This window comes from Chromobacterium sp. HL1, from assembly GCF_057418835.1.
In genome coordinates this window covers 2,578,613-2,597,586 of sequence record NZ_CP162399.1, presented here as the reverse complement: position 1 = coordinate 2,597,586, position 18,974 = coordinate 2,578,613, and the positions used below count along the sequence as shown (strand labels likewise).

Annotated in this window: 14 protein-coding genes and 1 pseudogene; 6 read left to right on the top strand and 9 right to left on the bottom strand. The window is 53.6% G+C overall.

From position 1 onward, the window contains the following. Nucleotides 1-31 precede the first annotated feature (31 nt). The 4 genes and pseudogenes from AB1Z25_RS11745 to AB1Z25_RS11730 all read left to right on the top strand — a co-directional run bounded on the left by AB1Z25_RS11745 (nucleotide 32) and on the right by AB1Z25_RS11730 (nucleotide 5,910). Nucleotides 32-804 (top strand): annotated as a pseudogene (locus tag AB1Z25_RS11745) (transposase). A 129-nt stretch (nucleotides 805-933) separates the two neighbouring features. After that, nucleotides 934-4,305, top strand: coding sequence for a hypothetical protein (locus tag AB1Z25_RS11740; protein ID WP_486637321.1), 3,372 nt, complete (start codon nucleotides 934-936; stop codon nucleotides 4,303-4,305). Next, nucleotides 4,286-4,738: a response regulator gene (locus tag AB1Z25_RS11735; protein WP_486637320.1), complete on the top strand. Its 453-nt coding sequence runs from the start codon at nucleotides 4,286-4,288 to the stop codon at nucleotides 4,736-4,738. The genes AB1Z25_RS11740 and AB1Z25_RS11735 overlap by 20 nt, the downstream gene beginning before the upstream one ends. After that, entirely contained in the window at nucleotides 4,735-5,910 is a 1,176-nt protein-coding gene (locus AB1Z25_RS11730) for a response regulator (protein ID WP_486637319.1), read from the top strand. Before AB1Z25_RS11735 ends, AB1Z25_RS11730 begins: the two co-directional genes overlap by 4 nt. 75 nt (nucleotides 5,911-5,985) lie before the next feature. Here AB1Z25_RS11730 and AB1Z25_RS11725 read toward each other — a convergent pair whose 3' ends face one another. The 9 genes from AB1Z25_RS11725 to rluD all read right to left on the bottom strand — a co-directional run bounded on the left by AB1Z25_RS11725 (nucleotide 5,986) and on the right by rluD (nucleotide 16,477). After that, nucleotides 5,986-7,026 (bottom strand): IS481 family transposase, encoded by a 1,041-nt coding sequence (locus tag AB1Z25_RS11725; RefSeq protein ID WP_486637318.1) that lies wholly within the window; start codon nucleotides 7,024-7,026, stop codon nucleotides 5,986-5,988. Nucleotides 7,027-7,202: 176 nt separating this feature from the next. Further along, nucleotides 7,203-7,871 (bottom strand): hypothetical protein, encoded by a 669-nt coding sequence (locus AB1Z25_RS11720; RefSeq protein WP_486637317.1) that lies wholly within the window; start codon nucleotides 7,869-7,871, stop codon nucleotides 7,203-7,205. A gap of 344 nt (nucleotides 7,872-8,215) precedes the next feature. Next, on the bottom strand, nucleotides 8,216-9,295 hold the full coding sequence (locus AB1Z25_RS11715) for a ribonucleotide-diphosphate reductase subunit beta (RefSeq protein ID WP_048410338.1): 1,080 nt from the start codon (nucleotides 9,293-9,295) through the stop codon (nucleotides 8,216-8,218). Between the two features lie 19 nt (nucleotides 9,296-9,314). Next, nucleotides 9,315-9,539, bottom strand: a complete 225-nt coding sequence (locus tag AB1Z25_RS11710; protein ID WP_227103441.1) for a hypothetical protein — start codon at nucleotides 9,537-9,539, stop codon at nucleotides 9,315-9,317. Between the two features lie 13 nt (nucleotides 9,540-9,552). Beyond that, a complete protein-coding gene (locus AB1Z25_RS11705) occupies nucleotides 9,553-9,939 on the bottom strand; it encodes a hypothetical protein (RefSeq protein WP_019102819.1) in 387 nt (128 codons plus the stop codon). Nucleotides 9,940-10,124: 185 nt separating this feature from the next. Beyond that, on the bottom strand, nucleotides 10,125-10,505 hold the full coding sequence (locus tag AB1Z25_RS11700; protein WP_107798793.1) for a hypothetical protein: 381 nt from the start codon (nucleotides 10,503-10,505) through the stop codon (nucleotides 10,125-10,127). A 615-nt stretch (nucleotides 10,506-11,120) separates the two neighbouring features. After that, a complete protein-coding gene (locus AB1Z25_RS11695; protein ID WP_486637316.1) occupies nucleotides 11,121-13,976 on the bottom strand; it encodes a ribonucleoside-diphosphate reductase subunit alpha in 2,856 nt (951 codons plus the stop codon). Between the two features lie 652 nt (nucleotides 13,977-14,628). Continuing rightward, on the bottom strand, nucleotides 14,629-15,384 hold the full coding sequence (pgeF, locus tag AB1Z25_RS11690) for a peptidoglycan editing factor PgeF (RefSeq protein WP_486637315.1): 756 nt from the start codon (nucleotides 15,382-15,384) through the stop codon (nucleotides 14,629-14,631). Next, nucleotides 15,374-16,477 carry a 23S rRNA pseudouridine(1911/1915/1917) synthase RluD gene (gene rluD / locus AB1Z25_RS11685; protein ID WP_107798796.1) on the bottom strand — a complete coding sequence of 368 codons (1,104 nt, stop codon included), beginning with the start codon at nucleotides 16,475-16,477 and terminating at the stop codon, nucleotides 15,374-15,376. The genes pgeF and rluD overlap by 11 nt, the downstream gene beginning before the upstream one ends. Between rluD and AB1Z25_RS11680 the strand changes: the two genes are divergently transcribed. Next, entirely contained in the window at nucleotides 16,476-17,267 is a 792-nt protein-coding gene (locus tag AB1Z25_RS11680; RefSeq protein WP_107798797.1) for an outer membrane protein assembly factor BamD, read from the top strand. The genes rluD and AB1Z25_RS11680 overlap by 2 nt on opposite strands. Nucleotides 17,268-17,409: 142 nt before the next feature. Then, nucleotides 17,410-18,924 (top strand): hypothetical protein, encoded by a 1,515-nt coding sequence (locus AB1Z25_RS11675; protein ID WP_486637314.1) that lies wholly within the window; start codon nucleotides 17,410-17,412, stop codon nucleotides 18,922-18,924. Nucleotides 18,925-18,974 lie beyond the last annotated feature (50 nt).

The window sequence follows — 18,974 nt, the reverse complement described above, 5'->3', positions numbered from 1 at the left end:
GTCATGAAAAACGAAGTTCACGGAAGAGTAGATCGCCTTCGCATTGCGCTAGGCCGAGTCCGGCACCACTGTCGCAGAGGTCTGTCGCAAGATGGGCGTCTCTGAAGCTACCTTCTACAACTGGAAGAAGAAATACGGTGGCCTGGGCGTCAGCGAGCTACGACGTCTGAAGCAATTGGAAGAAGAAAACGCCCGGCTCAAGCGTATGGTCGCGGATCTGAGCCTGGATAAGCAGATGCTGCAGGAAGTCATCCAAAAAAAGCTGTGAAGCCGGCTAGCAAACGCGAGCTGGCCAACTTCCTGATCGGTGCGTACCGCGTCAGTATGCGCCGCGCCGCAGCTGTCATTCTGTTGCGGCAAGCGACGTATTTTTATCGTCCCCACCCTCGTGACGATCGAGCGGAGCGGCCGCGAATTAGCGAGATTGCCGCCACGCGGATTCGCTATGGAGCACGCCGCATTCATGTCCTGCTGCGGTGCGAGGGGTGGCTGATCAATCACAAGAAGACGTACCGGACCTATTGCGAGGAGGAGCTAAACCTGCGGCGCAAACGTCCCAGACGGCGTGTGGCAGCTGTCCATCGACCTGCACGGCCGATCACCTCTAGTCTGAATGCGTGCTGGAGCATGGGCAGCCTGCGGGATGAGTGTCTGAACGTCCATTGGTTTCTGTCGTTGGAAGATGTGCGAGACAAGATCGAACGTTGGCGGCAGGATTGCAATGAATTCAGGCCGCACCGTTTGCTGGGCGACCAGACCCCGAGCGAGTTCCGACTTGCTCACCTTGAAGCCGGGAATCTCTAGACTAGACTGCTCGGTTAGTCGGGAGGAGGCCAACAAATTGCACGAGGTTTTTGATGAGTAAATGTCAATAATCAAAAAGATGCCATGTAATAATTTGGTTGATTTTATGTTGAATTAAGGATGGTGTTTATGAGAAAAAAAAACATTACCAGGCGTGTAAGAAAATCGGTACCAGATTTTAAGTGGTTGATCTCCAGTCCAATTGCAAGAAGTTTCATTGCTAAGGAAAGTTTAGAGCAGCCATTTGTAAGGTTTCTAGAAGAAAGCGAGCGCGATATTTTTTTGGAGACCATGAACATGGCTTTAGATCTGAAGCCTTTCAGGGATTCAATTGGAGGGCTTGCAAATAAAATAGAAAATTTTGGACAGTTTCCGAGGCTTAAAATTGTTCGAAGAAATGATGATCGCTATTTGGAATTTTCTGCAAGTTTATTTAAAAAAGAATCTGATCGTATAAACAAATTTATCAGATTGAGAGCCGATTTCGAGAATGGTTTCTTGGTTGGAGATTTTAAAAAAGCAGAAGTAGCTTTGGAAGAAATAAAATCCGAGTTAGGGGAGTCGTTTTGGTTTATCAGAAGCAAAATTCTTTTGTTGAGCTATCTTGGGAAAAATGAAGAGCTACAAAAATTTTCTGACTCTTGTAAAGGTCGGACTAATGCAGAAATGGTTAGTTTTATAATAAATTGTCTATTTATGCTTTCCCATTCAAGTCAGTCAATTGTTCATTTAAAACAGTTGGTGATAAAAAATATAAATGAGCTTAAAAGTGCCGGCTTGGGTGATTATGCTAGCATGTTTGCTTTGCTCTTTGTTCCAGATCCGATTTTGGGAAAATATGATCAATTGTCGGCGTTGTCGTTAATACAAATATTTCCTCTGGTGGATCAATACTGTATGTTTATGGCGTGGGTGCCCCGCGCGTTAGAAAGCCTAGATTCAGATAGTCCGATCTCTGTGTCCAAATCTGGTCTGCACTTCTTCATAGAAACAATTTACGAAACTACAAACTCCCAGGCGCTAGGCGTAATAAAAAGCAAATTTACTGGAGAAAATAAAATAACCAGTAAATATTTAAATGATATGATAGAGAGTTATGAGTGTGGAGAGTACCATAAAATACTGAACAAAAGTATTTTTGACGCTGAGAATCCATTTGCACTTATAAATATCAAGGCAAAGTCTATTGCTTTGCAAGGCCGTAATGACAATTTTGATGAAAGTCCATTGTCAGTAATAACTGAAAATCTTGCCAAAGTATATTCGCTCGGCTCAGGGCAGCGGCAAGTCAAAGACAATCTTTTGTCATTTGCAGTTAGGCTAAATGGTATTGAGAAAGCTGTAGCATTACAGTCGGCCATAATGATAGCTGCGCCATTGACTTTCTCTACCAAAGAAAGGAAAGAAATCTCACGATTAGCGACAACAATAACTGAAAGTTGTACCCCATTAATTATTAGCATCGCCAATGGGGGAGGGGGTATTGTAGAGACAGAGTATATCTCCATAGAAAAAGAAAATTGGCCTAACCACAGAAAAACCAAGCATAAAATACTGCAATTGATTAAAAATGGCGCAGATGATGTTGAGGTGAAAAGAGAATTATTGGTATTTAAAGACATCGCTCCCTTGCTAAAAGATTGGATTGAACTGTCTGTGGAGTATTTCATTTCAATTGACGATTATGAAAGTGCGATGAGGGTGAGTGCAGAAGCGCTTGCCGACAATCCTGAGTGCTATGCATGCCTGCCGATGAATGTATTGGAGAATTATATTGCGGAAAATATGGTGTGTTCAATTGAAGCAGTTGTGATTGTTTTTTACTTTGTTAAATACATATCTACAAAATCTGATGCACTATTAAATGAAGTGTTTGAGGAGTATGTTGTTTCGAATGATGTCAGTTTTCCATCGGAGTTGCTTGAAAGGGTCGATGTTCTCAATAATATGGAGAAGGTTTTTTATAGGGATATTTGCTCTCCAGAGGTTATTGATTTTCTTGGCTGCTTTTCGAGTTCGACAGGCCCAAAGGAAGAACGCTTGCGAATAATTAATGTTTTGCAAGAAAAAAGCGTGATTGCTGCGGATGCAGCAAGAAAAGAGATTGAAGAAATTATCGGTGGGATAGCAATCGATGCAGGAGTAAGTGAGTTTCATGGAGGTAAGGTATTTGTTAGCAATGCGCAGGTGATAAAAATTACCTCGGACGAGGTTAGGTCACTCTTTGATCTTTATAAATTTTCTAAAAATAGTACGAGCAATGATTACATAGTATTGAATAGCGGGGAGGACAAGGAGGGCGTTGCGATTGCACTTGTCGCCGGGGATAAAAATAATATTCTTTTGAAAATGGTCAATACGGTCACACATGTTTTCTTATTCGATGAAAGTCATGGTCTTGACAAAAATTTAAGTACAGAAATTAGGCATGGTTTCTTTTCAAACCTCATGCGCTCGCGACCGGAGAAAAGATATCTACTTTCAGAGATTGGTGGTGATGATCAGTATCAGAAAATTAATTATTGGTTTGAAACAAATCAACTAGTGGTTAATGAGGTTTTGGAAAAGACTGATGCGGAGCTGAGGTGGTTCTCTGCTCAATTTCATAACTTGCTCCTGGCTGCAGAGGAATGGATGAAAATTGAGTTTAATGGTATGGAAAACGGGGAGCGTTGCTTTAATTTCACCATATTCTCAGAAGAATTCGAATTTCTTAAAAATTTGATTGATGGTGCAGATAATTGTGATAATTTCATTGAAGGTTTATTCGAAATTTTATGGGGGAAAACTAAAATAGGGTTAGAAAAAATAAAAGAAAAACTCAATGGGGATTTTCGGAGTAGTGTTGATAATCTATTTGATCAGTTGATCAATCGTATTGACAATGTAACAGGAGGTGGAAATGTATTAAGCGATCTTTCAAAGGCCATTATTCAGACTAAGAGTGACATCAAAGAAGATATTACAATGGTGACTGAGTGGTTTAATATTTATCAAGCAAGAGCACCTAGTGATCAATCTTTGGATCTGCTAATTGATGTTTCGGTGCGTTACTTTGATACTATTAAAGGAAAAAAGAGTAATATATATATTAATCTGTCTCATGGTGTTTCTGATATTAGAATCAACAGTATTGCCATCAAGCCTTTTGTTGTGTCATTTATAAACATACTAGATAATTGCTTTAGGCATAGCGGCTTTGGTAGTGCTGTCCAGATTGAAATTACTGGGGCCAGTACAGAAGTGGGCTGGGTTGTTAAAATTAAGAATCCCGTCTCTCCTGAAAAAGCTAAAAATCTAACTGTAGAATCTATAAAACATACGTCAGAAAGGATGCGTGATCCTGATTCCTCATGGCTGATGAGAACGGAAGGAGACTCGGGTTTGTACAAGATATTGAATAACCTTCAGTCCATTAGCAGTCAAATTGATGTTAGCATTGGCTGGGATGGTTGTATATTTACTACGTCGGTGAGCTGTGATGAAAATACTATTTGTTGAAGATAGTGCTCTTAAGAGAGAGAGAGTGTCATCGTTCATAAAGGAAGTAATTCCGGGAGTCGCAATAGATGAGGCAAATTCATTCTCCACCGGAAGTCAGAAAATAAATTCCACTAAGTATGATCTTATAATTCTAGATATTAGTTTGCCGACATATGATAGAGGGGGTGTGGAGTCTGGAGGTCGCTTTAGAGCATTTGGAGGAAAAGAGTTAGCAAGGAAAATAATGCGTAGACAAAAAAAAGCTAACATTGTTTTTATAACGCAATATGAATCCTTTAGTGACAAAGAGTCTTCCCATTCGCTGGAGTCATTGGAAAATGAGTTAAGAATCGACTGCGGAGAAAATTTTATAGAGCTTATATACTATGATAGTTTCAAAAGCGCTTGGAAAGAGCAACTCTCAAAAATACTGATGATGATTAGAGAATGAATATACTAATAGTAGATGATGATGTGCCTCGTCAAAATGAACTGGTAAGGCACTTAAGCACCTGTGTGGAAATTGGCGCTATTAATATAACTGCTGTAGATAATGTTGACGAAGCAAAGTCTTTCTTAAGAAGCATGTATTTTGATGCTTTGGTTTTGGATGTTGTTTTGCCAAAAAATAAACATGCCTCCGCTAATTTTAGTAATGGGATTGGTCTTCTTGCGCAAATATCCCGATCTCCATCGCTCAAAAAGCCTGAGAAAATAATTGGAATAACTGCACATCTTGATGATATTTCCTCTTTTAGAGAGGAGTTTGAAAAATACTGTCATACAATTGTTGAGGCTCAACGAGGAAGTGGAGCATGGAAGAGTAAAATCAGTAGTGCATTATCCTATGCATTTAAAGCCCGTGTAGATCGTTCTGGTGCTGACTCTAAAATCTATGCGCTTACAATTCATGGGATTAGAACTTTTGGTGGTTGGCAGAATAGGTTGAAAATAATAGCCGAGCGGACTAGTTCGTCAATTGAGGTTGGCTCATACAAATATGGGTATTTTTCTATTGTCGCATTTTGTATTCCTTTCTTACGGTGGGTTGAGGTGCGTAGATTGACTGCGCATTTGAAAAGACTTTTTTCAGAACATTCAGATAAGCAATTTGTTTTTTATTCTCATAGCTTTGGAACCTATCTTTTAGCAAAATCTTTATGTGCCGTGCTACAGGAGGGATGGGTTCCAAAAATTGCGACTATTGTTTTTAGTGGTAGCGTTTTAAAATCAAATTACAGCTTGAGGCCTATTTTAGCTAAAACTAATGCTAGGATCGTTAATGAGTGTGGCGACTCTGACTACGTGCTTTGGGTAAATGAAGCGATTGTTCCTTTTGTCGGCATGGCAGGAAAAACAGGGTTCTATGGCGTCAACGATGATAGACTTATAAACAGGTTTTTCAATGGTGGTCATAGTCTTTATTTTACGTCAGATGGGTTTATGGAAAGATATTGGATTCCACTATTGGATCGGGACTCTAATATCGAGTCGGTTGACGTGAGAAGTGATGGTTTTTTGCATTATGAATTATTTGAAAAAATTATATCGCTGATCGGTTTTTTTAAAGAAGCATTGATTGCATTGTTTCTGGCTTGGTTTTTCATCGGCTCATTTATGTAGTGCTGATATAGCTAATTTGTAGAAATTCAGACCTGATCTGACAGTCTCCCGTTTTGACGGCGCCTGGCTGTCAGATCAATTCAAGTTGTCTATCTTCTCCCTCCATTCCCGTTTGCCATCAATAAAGGTTTGTACAGGCGTGCGGCCGCAGCACATCTTGCCTTGGTGGGTGCGTTCCTGATTGTAGTAGACCAACCAAGCATCCAGATCGGCCTGTAGCTCGTCAAGTTCCAGATAGAGCTTCTTGCGGAATGCCACCTGGTAAAACTCCTGCAAGATCGTTTTGTGGAAGCGCTCGCAGATCCCGTTTGTCTGCGGATGCCGCGCACGGGTCTTGGTGTGCTCGATATCATTCACCGCCAAATACAGCTGGTAATCATGGGTTTCCGGCTTGCCGCAATACTCGGTTCCGCGATCTGTCAGCATACGCAATACCCCCATTCCATGCTCGGCAAAGAACGGCAACACCCTATCATTGAGCAGATCCGCCGCGGTGATCGGCGTTTTGGTGGTGTAGAGCTTGGCAAACGCCACCTTGCTGTAGGTATCGACAAAGGTTTGCTGGTAAATCCGCCCGACACCTTTGATCGTGCCCACATAGAAGGTGTCCTGCGAGCCTAGATAGCCCGGATGCGCTGTTTCAATCTCGCCATGCGCGACATCATCTTCTTGTTTGCGCTCCAGTGCCGCGATCTGCGCATCGGTGAGCACGATGGCTTGTTCAGCTACCAGATGTTCCAGAGCGCGTAGCCGCTGTTTGAACGATGCCAGGTCATGTCGCAGCCAGACTGAGCGCACACCGGAAGGGGAAACGAACACGCCGCGCTGGCGCAGTTCGTTGCTGACCCGCACTTGCCCGTGCGCAGGCTGTTCCGTTGCATAGGCAACTACGGTCGCCTCTATGGCGTCGTCTACGCGATTCTTGGGATTGGGTTTGCGACGATTGGCATCGAACAACGCCTCGACGCCGCCATCAGCCACTGCGTTCTGGTAGCGGTAAAAGGTATCTCGGGACAGGCCCATCACCTTGCAGGCCTTGGAGACGTTGCCTAGCTCAGCGGCCAGGTTCAACAGGCCGATCTTGTGTTTGATGATGTTCTGGTTGAGACTTGTCATGGGGTTACTCCTGCACTTGCGCGCTGTCTTGATGAAGATTCGCACCTCTATCAAAACGGGTAACCCCACCTATCGGCAAGGCCTGACTGTCAGATCAAATCGGAACTTCTACAGTGAAAGGACTAGTTAAAACCTCATTCAGCTAGAGGGGTAAGTTATTTAAACCATTTGTGAGATTATTCTTCTTTCGACTCATTTGAATTTTTAACTTTCTCCCATTCGAGACCCAAACCTTTAAATTTCTGTGCATATGGAATGACAGTCAACGCTAGAGCCCCACCAAAAAGAGAGATACGCTCAGCTGTCAACAAGCTTATCCCGAAAAATTCTTTTAGCACAAAGTCAGAAGTTGCCAGTATACAAAAAATGATCGAGGCACTCCAGCAAACTATCCTGAATTTATCACCAACGTCCGCTTGACGAAGCCTAAGATTTGCCTTTCTGTCTGCGGACTCTTTTGCTGACAGAGCTTCAAATGAAGGAAATAAACCATGGTCAATGATATTTATTTTTCCTTTGTCGTCAAAGGAGTTAAGAAGAAAATGGGAAGCATCGTTACTGGATGGTGATACAATATAAACAGGAATGCAATCAGCTCCCACAGCCTTTCGGTAGTCACACATATTTCGATAAATTAATGCCCCTTCTTCAATATTAGATTCTTTAACCTCAATTATTGCTATGTGTTCGTTATTTTTCGGGTCTATTAGGGCAAAGCTCGGCCTGTAGCACCTCATGCTTTGCACCGGGTGAGTGGCGGGTTGATAGATTATTGAGTTTTTTGGATACCCAATGGATATAAGGTATTCAAAAAATTGTTTTTCTAAATTTCGATCATAATTCATATAATTTGAGCCAAAGGTAAGTTTTAAATTTTGATGTGCTGGCTTTGTTTGAGTGAAATTTGATGAATTTGACTTGTGGATCGGTCTTTTGATGACTCCTCTGATTTTTTGGCAAAAACCAGCTTCTGACTGATAGTAGTTATATTAACACAAGAGTATGAACGACCGCGTTGGTCAATAAGTCGTAATCAGTGCTCGCATTAGCCCGCGGCTGTTTTGTATGTTGCCACCTTGTCACCCTAAGGAAAAGGCCCTGCATTGCAGGGCCTTTTCCTTAGGGTGACAAGTAGCATTTCAAACTTTGACTACTAAATTTCAACCTTTCCGATTTCTGACATTTCAAATCAATCCCAGCTCAATGCCCCGCCAGTCTGGTATTCGGTGACTCGGGTCTCAAAGAAGTTCTTCTCTTTCTTCAAGTCGATCATCTCGCTCATCCACGGGAAGGGGTTGTTCACGCCGGGGTAGAGCTGGTCCAGGCCAATCTGCTGCATGCGGCGGTTGGCGATGAAGCGCAGGTATTCCTTGAACATGCTGGCGTTCAGGCCCAGCACGCCGCGCGGCATGGTGTCTTCGGCGTAAGCGTATTCCAGTTCCACCGCGTGCTTGAACAGTTCGGTGATCTCGGCCTTGAAGCTTTCGGTCCAGATTTCCGGCTGTTCCAGCTTGATGGTGTTGATCAGGTCGATGCCGAAATTGCAGTGCATGGACTCGTCGCGCAGGATGTATTGGTACTGTTCCGCGGCGCCGGTCATCTTGTTCTGGCGGCCCAGCGCCAGGATTTGCACAAAGCCGACGTAGAAGAACAGGCCTTCCATGATGCAGGCAAACACGATCAGGGATTTGAGCAGCTTCTGGTCGTTTTCCAGCGTGCCGGTCTTGAAGGCCGGGTCGCACAGTACGTCGATGAAGGGGATCAGGAATTCATCTTTGTCGCGGATGGATTTGATTTCGTTGTAGGCGTTGAAGACTTCGCCTTCGTCCAGGCCCAGGCTTTCCACGATGTATTGGTAGGCGTGGGTGTGGATGGCTTCGTCAAAGGCTTGGCGCAGCAGGAACTGGCGGCATTCCGGGCTGGTGATCTGGCGGTAGGTGCCCAGCACGATGTTGTTGGCGGCCAGGGAGTCCGCGGTCACGAAGAAGCCGAGGTTGCGCTTGACGATGCGCATTTCGTCTTCGGTCAGTTGGCCGGTTTTCCACTGTTCGATGTCGCGCTGCATGTTCACTTCTTGCGGCATCCAGTGGTTGGCGCATTGGGCCAGGTATTTTTCCCATGCCCATTTGTGTTTGAAGGGCACGAGTTGGTTGACGTCGGTGGTGCCGTTGATCACTTTTTTGTCCACCACGTTGACGCGGCCGGCGGCGTTGGCGCCCGCGGAAGGGGCGGCCGGTTTGGTTTCGATGGTGTCGTCAAAGTTCAGCATTAAGGGCTCCTGTCTGGATTTACTCCGCGTCCGGCGCGGTGATTTGGGGCGGCAGCGGCTGCTTGTCGCCAGCCAGGCTGGGGCTGAGCGGCAGGCTGCTTTTGCGCAGTATTTGTATCTGGCGCGGCGCGGCGGCGATTGCCGGCACCGGGTCCAGGTCCACGTGCAGGCTGCCCAGTTTGCGGTAGCCTGCGTCTTTGCCATTTTCGCCATGGCGGGCGATACAGAATGCGGTGGCGCTCATGAGCGGCGTCCTTTCAGAAGCGCAGCTGTTGGCTGAGGCGGTGGATCAGCTGGCGTTCGCTGCTTTCCTCCTGCTCCACCTGGCTGCCGCGCGGCTGCCGCAGCTTCAGCAGCTGGCGGTATTGCCGGTTGGCTTGTTCTATGTCTTGCTTGAGCAGCTCTATTTGCTGCTGCAGTTCTTCCGGCTGGCAGTACACCACCAGCGCGTCCGCTTCCACCCAGGCTTTGCGCCACACTTTCTGGCGCGGCAGGCGGCGGGCTTCGTTGAACAGGTCCTTCCATTCGCAGGGCGGGGCCTGGTTCAGCGTCAGGTACATATTGAACAGCACAAACTGCTTGTCTGGGTTGTGGGTTCTTTGTTCGCAAAACCCGTTGATCCGGATGTTTTCAAACGTTTGCATCTGACCTCCTGCTGAAGCCTGGCTTGTGGCGGCGGGGCCGTGGGCCTCGTCTTCCTGGAACCCGCTCAACACCCGCCGCTCTTGCTTGCTTGGCCTTGAGCTGTTTCCGTCCGCCCGCATCGCGGGCCGGCGGCGTTTCCATCCCGAAGCCGCCTGAGGGCAAGCGGCTTGAGGCTGGGCGCTACTTACTGCTGCGGCGCGTCCTGGTACTGGACCAGGCCGTAAATCTTCCACTGGCCGTCCACCCGTTTCAGGTGGTAGCCGGTGCAGTATTCCCAGGCCGGCTGGTCCTGGCGCTGCACAATCCAACGCACGCGGGCGCTGGCGGCGTCTTCGCCAAAATTCAGCACGCTGTCCAGCTGGTGGCTGGCGCTGAGAAAGCCCTGGCTGCGGTACCACGCCAGCAAGGCGGTGGTGGTGTCGCGCAGCGATGCCATGTCTTCCCAGCTGCTCAGGTCTCCCTGGTGGATGGCGGTGAAGGGCACGGTGAAGTGCGCGGTCACTTGGGGCACATCCAGCTGGCTGTAGCCAACGGCGTAGCTGTTGAAAAATTCCTCTATGTTCATCCGGTTTCCCCTGGTTTTGTGTGTGTGCGGCTTCCCTTGCCCTTACGGTCTGGCGCGGGTTGTTGCTGCGTTCCCCATTGGCCAGCCGTCTGGACGGGCAGGCGGCTGGCCAATGGGTGGGGCGGCCGGATTACGGGGCCATGTCACAGCCGGCTGCGGGCAGAGGGCTGTGAGATGGAGCCTGGCCGGGGCCAGGCTGGATGTTTCTGAGGAAGGCTGGCTAGGGGCCGCTTCCATCAGAAGTCGCCAAAGTCGTGCTAGCTGGTGTGACACTCTCTCGAGCAATGGACACAACCGTTTGACTGCGGATAGACCGCTCGTGCAGCTATGACTGCGCTTCTGCAGCCTGCATGCTCACCCAGCGGGTGACGGTTGGCCGGAAGTGGCAAATGGTGGCAGTTCTGAGTGTGGACCTCATGGTCGCCATTTTGCTGCTTCTGACGGTTTACATAGTACGTAGCCATGTGTTGCTCCTTTCGCGAAGGTGTTCAGAACAAAATCAACATTGCTGCAACTACTTCTACTGCCATTGCTCATTGTTTTTACTAAGAGTGCTTCACCTAACCTTTCTTGGTTGGAGGGCTCAGCAGGCCTGAGCCCTCCATGTACAACTCTTTACTGGCAGCTCTCGCAATCCGGGTTGTCGATGCTGCAGAACTTGGCGTCGGTGGCCGGGGTGTTGTCCACCATGGCTTCCGGAGCCGCGGCCGCTTGGCCGTGGCTGTTGGACACCGCGTTCAGCTCGCCGCCGCGGCCGGTGGATTTCTCGGCGCTGGTGGCGGCCAGGGTGCGCAGGTAGTAGGTGGTTTTCAGGCCGCGCAACCAGGCGTGCTTGTACAGTTCGTCCAGTTTCTTGCCGGAAGCGCCCGCCATGTATAGGTTCAGGGACTGGGCCTGGTCGATCCACTTCTGGCGGCGGGAGGCCGCTTCCACCAGCCAGCGCGGGTCCAGTTCAAAGGCGGTGGCGTAGATGGCTTTCAGCTCGGCCGGCACGCGGTCGATCTGGCCCAGGCTGCCGTCAAAGTATTTGAGGTCGGCCACCATCACTTCGTCCCACAGGCCGGCGGCTTTCAGATCGCGCACCAGGTATTCGTTGGTGACGGTGAATTCGCCGGACAGGTTGGATTTGACGAACAGGTTCTGGTAGGTCGGCTCAATGCTCGCCGATACGCCGATGATGTTGGCGATGGTGGCGGTGGGCGCGATGGCCAGGCAGTTGCTGTTGCGCATGCCGTGGGTTTTCACGCGTTCACGCAGCGCGTTCCAGTCCATGCGTTCGCTGCGGTCCACTTCCAGGAAGCCGCCGCGTTCGGCCGCCAGCAGGTTGATGCTGTCGTGCGGCAGGATGCCGCGGTCCCACAGGCTGCCCTTGTAGGACGGGTAGCGGCCGCGTTCTTCCGCCAGTTCGGTGGACGCCCAGTAAGCGTAGTAGGCCACCATTTCCATGGATTCGTCGGCAAACTCCACCGCGGCGTCGGAGCCGTAGGCCACGCGCTTCTGGTGCAGGCAGTCCTGGAAGCCCATGATGCCCATGCCCACCGGACGGTGTTTCAGGTTGGAGTTGCGCGCCTTCTTCACCGGGTAGAAGTTGATGTCGATCACGTTGTCCAGCATGCGCAGGGCGATGCGGATGGTGCGCTGCAGCTTTTCGGAGTCCAGGCCGCCGTCCGCCTTCAGGTGGGCGGACAGGTTGACGGAACCCAGGTTGCAGACTGCGATTTCGTCCTCATTGGTGTTGAGGGTGATCTCGGTGCAAAGGTTGGAGCTGTGCACCACGCCCATGTGCTGCTGCGGGCTGCGGATGTTGCACGGGTCCTTGAAGGTCATCCAAGGGTGGCCGGTTTCAAACAGCATGGTCAGCATTTTGCGCCACAGGGACAGCGCCGGGATGCGCTTGTACACCTTGAGCTCGCCGCGCTCGCCCATGGCTTCGTATTCTTTGTAGCGCTTCTCGAAGGCGGCGCCGTACAGGTCGTGCAGGTCCGGGGCTTCGGACGGGGACAGCAGGGCCCAGTCCGCGCCTTCCATCACGCGCTTCATGAACAGGTCCGGAATCCAGTTGGCGGTGTTCATGTCGTGGGTGCGGCGGCGGTCGTCGCCGGTGTTCTTGCGCAGCTCCAGGAATTCTTCAATGTCCGCGTGCCAGGTTTCCAGGTAGGCGCAGACGGCGCCTTTGCGCTTGCCGCCCTGGTTCACCGCCACGGCGGTGTCGTTGACCACTTTCAGGAACGGCACCACGCCTTGGGATTTGCCGTTGGTGCCCTTGATGTGGGAGCCCATGGCGCGCACGGAGGTCCAGTCATTGCCCAGGCCGCCGGCAAACTTGGACAGCAGGGCGTTTTCCTTGATGCCTTCGTAGATGCCGTCCAGGTCGTCGGCAATGGTGGTCAGGTAGCAGCTGGACAGCTGGCTGCGACGGGTGCCGGAGTTGAACAGGGTGGGGGTGGACGACATGAAGTCGAAGCTGGACAGCACGTTGTAGAACTCGATGGCGCGCTCTTCGCGGTTCACTTCGTTCAGCGCCAGGCCCATGGCCACGCGCATGTAGAAGGCCTGCGGCATTTCGATGCGGTTGCCGTCCACGTGCAGGAAGTAGCGGTCAAACAGGGTTTGCAGGCCCAGGTAGCCAAATTTCAGGTCGCGGTTGGCGTCCAGCGCGGCGCCCATTTTTTTCAGGTCGTATTCGCCCAGTTTTTCATCCAGCAGTTCGGCGTCGATGCCGTTCTTGATGAAGGTGGGGAAGTACAGCGCGTACTGCTTGGCCATTTCTTCCTGGCTGACGGCTTCGCCCAGGATTTCCAGGCGGATGTTGTTCAGCAGCAGGCGGGCGGTCACGTAATCGTAAGCCGGGTCCTGCTCAATCATGGAGCGGGCGGCCAGGATGGCGGATTTGTTGACTTCGTCTTCGCTGACGCCGTCGTAGATGTTCTTCAGGGTTTCGCTCAGGATGGCGTCGATATCGATGCCGGCCAGGTTCTGGCTGGCGGATTCGATGGTGGCGCGCAGGCGGGCGATGTCCAGCGGCAGCTTGCGGCCGTCTTTGCGCACCACGTTGATCTGCACCTGGGTCAGCGCTTCGCCGCGGGCGGCGCGCTCTTGGGCGCGCTGTTCGCGGTACAGCACGTAGGCGCGGGCTACATCATGCTCGCCAAAGCGCATCAGAGACAGTTCCACTTGGTCCTGGATGTCTTCAATGTGGATGGCGCCGCCTTCCGGCTTGCGGCGCATCAGGGCGCTGGCCACTTGTTCGCTCAGCTGGGCGACTTTTTCGCGCAGGCTGGCGGAGGTGGCGCCTTGATGGCCCATGACGGCCAGGAAGGCTTTGGTCATGGCGATGGAGATCTTGACGGGCTCGAACGGCACCACCGCACCGTTGCGACGGATGGTTTTGTACTGGCTGAAATCGGCCTTGGGCGCGGCTGCGCGGCCGAGTTCTGCGGCGGTCTGCCCTTCAAAGGTGGTCAATTGCATGTAGCCCTCGATAAGGTGGGTGGTTGCGTCCTTCCGTTGCTGCGTTTCCCGAGGGGCAGGCCGGCTGTGGACAAATCTGTTGAAAAGCTGTGCGCGAGCTGTGGGTAAACACAATATGTATTGTTTGTAGCTCGCGGAACACCCAAATTCTAGTGTTGAGTATGGGGCAGTACAAGTCTTGACAGCGGAAGATTTAATGGCTGTTTTGGCGCGGACGAGGGGCGAAAGCCCGTGGTTGTTGGCTTTGCGGGGCCTGAGATTTTTTTTTGGCCGGCCGACACATTTCATTCTGTAGGCAGGAAACCTTGCTGAAACAAGCCGCAGCGGGGAGGGCGGCGCGGGCCACTAGATGTTGTGGATTTGCATCAGGGCGCGGACGGCGTCGCGCGGGCGGAAATTGGTGCGTAATTGGTGTGTTGGGTTTTTGGCCTGTCCGACCGCGCGGTCAATAAAAAGCCCCGCATGCGGCGGGGCCATGGGGCGGGCGTCTTAGAACCTGTTTACGATCTGCTGCGCGTCGGCGATACGGCGTTGAAACCGGATTCGAAATGCTCATGTACCGTATGTACACTCCGCTTTCTCAGCCGTTTTCGCCTTGTCTCGCTCTAGCTCGCGAGATCGTAAACACGCTCTGTAGATCGTAAACAGGTTCTTACTCCAGCCAGATCAGGCTGGCCATGCGTCCGGTCTGGCCATCGCGGCGGTAGGAGAAGAAGCGAGCTCGATCTATCACCGTGCATTCTTCGCCGCCGTAGATCTGTTCCACGCCGGCGGCGTTCAGGCGCTGACGCGCCAGCGCGTAGATGTCGGCCAGGAATTTGCCGTCGCCGATATCGCTGAAGGCGGCCGCGGCGGCGGGGTCGCGTTCCATGAAGGCGGCGCGCACTTCCGCGCCCACTTCAAAGGCGTCCGGGCCGATGGCGGGGCCCAGCCAGGCCATCAGCCGCGCCGGGCGTTCCTGGCAGGCGGCCACGGCGGCTTCTATCACGCCTTCGCACAAGCCGCGCCAGCCGGCGTGGGCGGCGGCCACCACCGTGCCTTCGCTATTGCACAGCAGGAGCGGCAGGCAGTCCGCGGTCATCACCGCGCACACCGCGCCGCTTTGGCGGCTGAAGCTGGCGTCGGCGTCCGGCGGCTGGGCGCCCACCTCGGCCGCGTTCAGCACCGTCACGCCGTGGACCTGGTTCAGCCAGACCGGCTCCGCCGGCAGTTGCTGGCGCAGCAGCGCGCGGTTGGCGGCTACAGCGGCCGGGTCGTCGCCCACGTGCTGGCCCAGGTTCAGGCTGTGGAAGGGCGCGGCGCTGACGCCGCCGTTGCGGGTGGTGATCAGGGTGCGCACATTGGGCGGCGCCGGCCAGTCGGCCTCCAGCCAGTCCGGCGCTTGTTCGGCGGGCCGTTCAACGGACATAGATCACCTCCACGTCGCCGTCGTCTTCATCGTCCTCTTCGTCCCAGTCCTCGTCTTCCGGCTCGTCCTGCAATTGCGGCAGCGGCGCGGCGTCGGCGGTGTCGCCGTCTCCGCGCAGCACGTCCAGCAGGTGGCGCAGGTCGTCCGGCAGCGGGGCTTTCCAGTTGCGTTCCTCGCCGCTGGCCGGGTGCACCAGGGTCAGGGAGTAAGCGTGCAGCGCCTGGCGGCCCAGCGTCTTCACCACGGCGGCCACGCCTTCGTCCATCTTGTGGCGCAGGTTGCCGTAGACCGGATCGCCGGCCAGCGGGTGGTTGGCCTCGCGCATGTGCACGCGGATCTGGTGGGTGCGGCCGGTTTCCAGCTTGCATTCAATGTAGGAGTGGCTGGCGAAGCGTTCCAGCACCCGCACATGGGTGATGGCCTGTTTGCCGCCAAACTTCAGCACGGCCATTTTCAGGCGGTTGTGCGGATCGCGGCCCATCTGGGTTTCTATGGTGCCGTCAAACGGCACGTTGCCGTCGGCGATGGCGCGGTAGATGCGCTTGACGGTGCGCGCCTGCAACTGGCGCACCAGCTCGGTCTGGGCCGGCAGCGTCTTGGCCACCACCATCAGGCCGCTCGTGTCCTTGTCCAGGCGGTGCACAATGCCGGCGCGCGGCACCTGGGCCAGCGCCGGGCAATGGTGGAGCAGGCCGTTGAGCAGGGTGCCGCTCCAGTTGCCGGAGGCGGGGTGGACCACCAAACCGGCCGGTTTGTTGATCACCAGGATATGATCGTCTTCAAAGATGATGGGCAGGTCCATGGCTTCCGCCTGGAAGGCCATCTCCTCGTTGCTGCGCATCAGGGTGACGTCCAGCTTTTCGCCGCCCAGCACTTTGGTCTTGGGCGCGGCGGGTTTGCCGTCCAGCAGCACATGGCCGTCCTTGATCCATTGCGTCAGCCGGCTGCGCGAGTATTCCGGCATCAATTTCGCCAGCGCGGCGTCCAGCCGTTCGCCGCACAGCGACAGCGGAACATCAAGTTGTTGTGTAGCGGATACCTCGTTTTCCGAGATGTCGCTATAATCGTCCGGGTCAAAGTAAGGATCAGTCATGAAAAGATACGTTGTCGCTGCAATGTTGGTGATGGGGCTTGCCGGTTGTGCAACCACGGAAACCTACGATGAGACTCGCGGCTGGACCGTGGAAAAGCTGTATTCGGAAGCGCATGATGAGTTGAACAGCGGCAATTATACCCGCGCTGTCAAGCTCTACGAAACGCTGGAAGCGCGTTTCCCTTACGGGCGCTACGCCCAGCAGGCGCAGATGGACCTGGCTTACACCCATTACAAGGATAATGAGCCGGAGCAGGCCATCGCCTCCGCCGACCGTTTCATCAAGCTTCATCCCACCCATCCAAACCTGGACTACATCTATTATCTGAAAGGCTTGGTGTTTTACAACGATGATTCCGGGCTGCTGGCCAAATGGGCCGGTCAGGACATGAGCGAGCGCGATCCGCGCGCCGCGCGCGAGGCTTTCGCGGCCTTCCGCGAGCTGGTGACGCGCTTCCCCAACAGCATTTACAAGGAAGACGCCTCCAAGAAGATGGAGCGGCTGCTGGACGCGCTGGGCGGCAACGAGATGCACGTGGCCCGTTATTACATGAAGCGCGGCGCTTACCTGGCGGCGGCCAACCGCGCCCAGGGCGTGGTGAAGAGTTACGCCAACACCAAGTATCCGGAAGAGGCGTTGGGCATCATGGTGGCGGCTTACGACAAGCTGTCCATGCCGCAGCTGCGCGACGACGCCAAGCGCGTGTTGGCGCTGAACTACCCCAATAGCGAATACCTGAAAGAAGGCTGGTCCATCGAGGACATGCCGTGGTGGAAGCTGTGGAAGTAAGCCGACCTTAAATGGTTTGAAAGCCCCCGGAATCCGGGGGCTTTTTGTTTGATGTCGCGCAGGCGCAGCGGGGCAAGGGTTTGAGGGCAATGCCTGCGGGATGATATGGTTTCGCCCTTTAAGCTGATAATCATAATTAGTCATGTCCAAAACCTTCGCCTCCCTATTGGGGCTGGCCGTCTTGTGCGCGCCGCTTGCCGCCGCCGCAAAACCAGACTTCGTCCTATTGAAGGCGCGTTACCCGGAAAAGCTGTCCTACGACGGCTCGGCGCAGTTGCTGAGCGCCGGCGGCGGCGAACTGAACGATTCCGCCATGGGTTTGATCGACGCGCTCAAGCTGCGTTTTCCCTGGCATGAGCTGTGGGCGCTGCGTTCGGCCAATGGCCTGAGCTTGCGTCAGGGGCGCGCGGAGGCGGTCCTGCCTTTGCCCAAGGGCGGTTATTTCACCGCCAGCTATGTGGCGATGTCGCGAGACGGCCTGACCTTGGCTTTTGGAAGCGGCCGGGACGGCAAGCTGGAGGCGGTGCGCTGGCGGCACGGCGGGACGTTGGAAACGCTGGTGCCTGCCGGCCAGGCCTGGCTGTCCGGCGTCACCGACATCAGCGCCGACGGCCGCACGGTGATTGGCTGGCTGCTGAGCGATAAAGGAGCCATGCCGCGCGGCTTCCAATGGGTGGAGGGCAAGGGCTTCAGCTTGTTGCCGGAGCCCATGAGCCTGCCGCTGGCGCTGAGCGCGGATGGGGCCGTAACGGCCGGCATCGCCCTGCGCGGCGATCTGGACACGCTGCGGCGGATGCGGCGCATGCAAGATTTCATGAACGAAAGCCCGCTGATGAGGGATGGCGCGGCGACTCAGCTGCATGTTTCCGGCGTCCATCTGGGGCGCGGCGATGTGGCCGGCTACTTCAAGCATGCCGACACCGGCGTGTGGCACGGCTTTGTCTGGAACTCGGACGAGGGCAAGCCAAGCCGGCGCGAGCCCTTGCCGTGGCCGGTAGAGGCGGAAGGCAAGATGGATGGCGCGCAGCGCGACGCTCAGGTGTTGGCCTGGGCCGGCATGAGCGGCGCAGACGGGAAGATCTTCACGGAAAGCGACGCCGTGCGTTGGCGTGGGGGCGAGGGCGTCAGCGTGATCCGCGCCAAGTCGGTGTTGGAAGGCTTGTCCGCGGACGGGCGCACGGTTTTTGTGTCCTTTGACCGGGAAAACGACCATAGGCGCGCCTTCGTGCAAATCTCGCCGGAGGGCGAGGCGGATCTGGAGGCGGCGGTGCGCGGGGAAACCCGCAAGGAGAGCCTGGGGATGTTCTTGCGTTCGGTTTCCGAGGATGGCCGCCGCGTATGGCTGAGCGCGTCCGCTACGGACGGAGAACACCCGCTGCGCTTGGAAAACGGCAAGCTGGCGCCGTTCTCGCCGGTGATCGGCGATCTGACGCTGACCGCTTATAGTCAGGACGGCCGCGTGGTGGCGGGCATCTCCACCCAGCCGGAGCAGGGCGGCTACGCCACTTTGCGCTGGCATTTTGGCGCGCCCAAGACGCAGCGCCTGTTCTGCCCGGGCGAGGAGCGGAGCAGCAGCCACATTGTCATGTCCGGGGACGGCAAGGTGGTGGCGGCGGGGCAGGATACGCATACCTGCCTGTTCGGGCCTTTGGATTAAATGACAAGGCCCCGCGGAAGCGGGGCCTTGGAGAACGGGTTCCGGCGCTT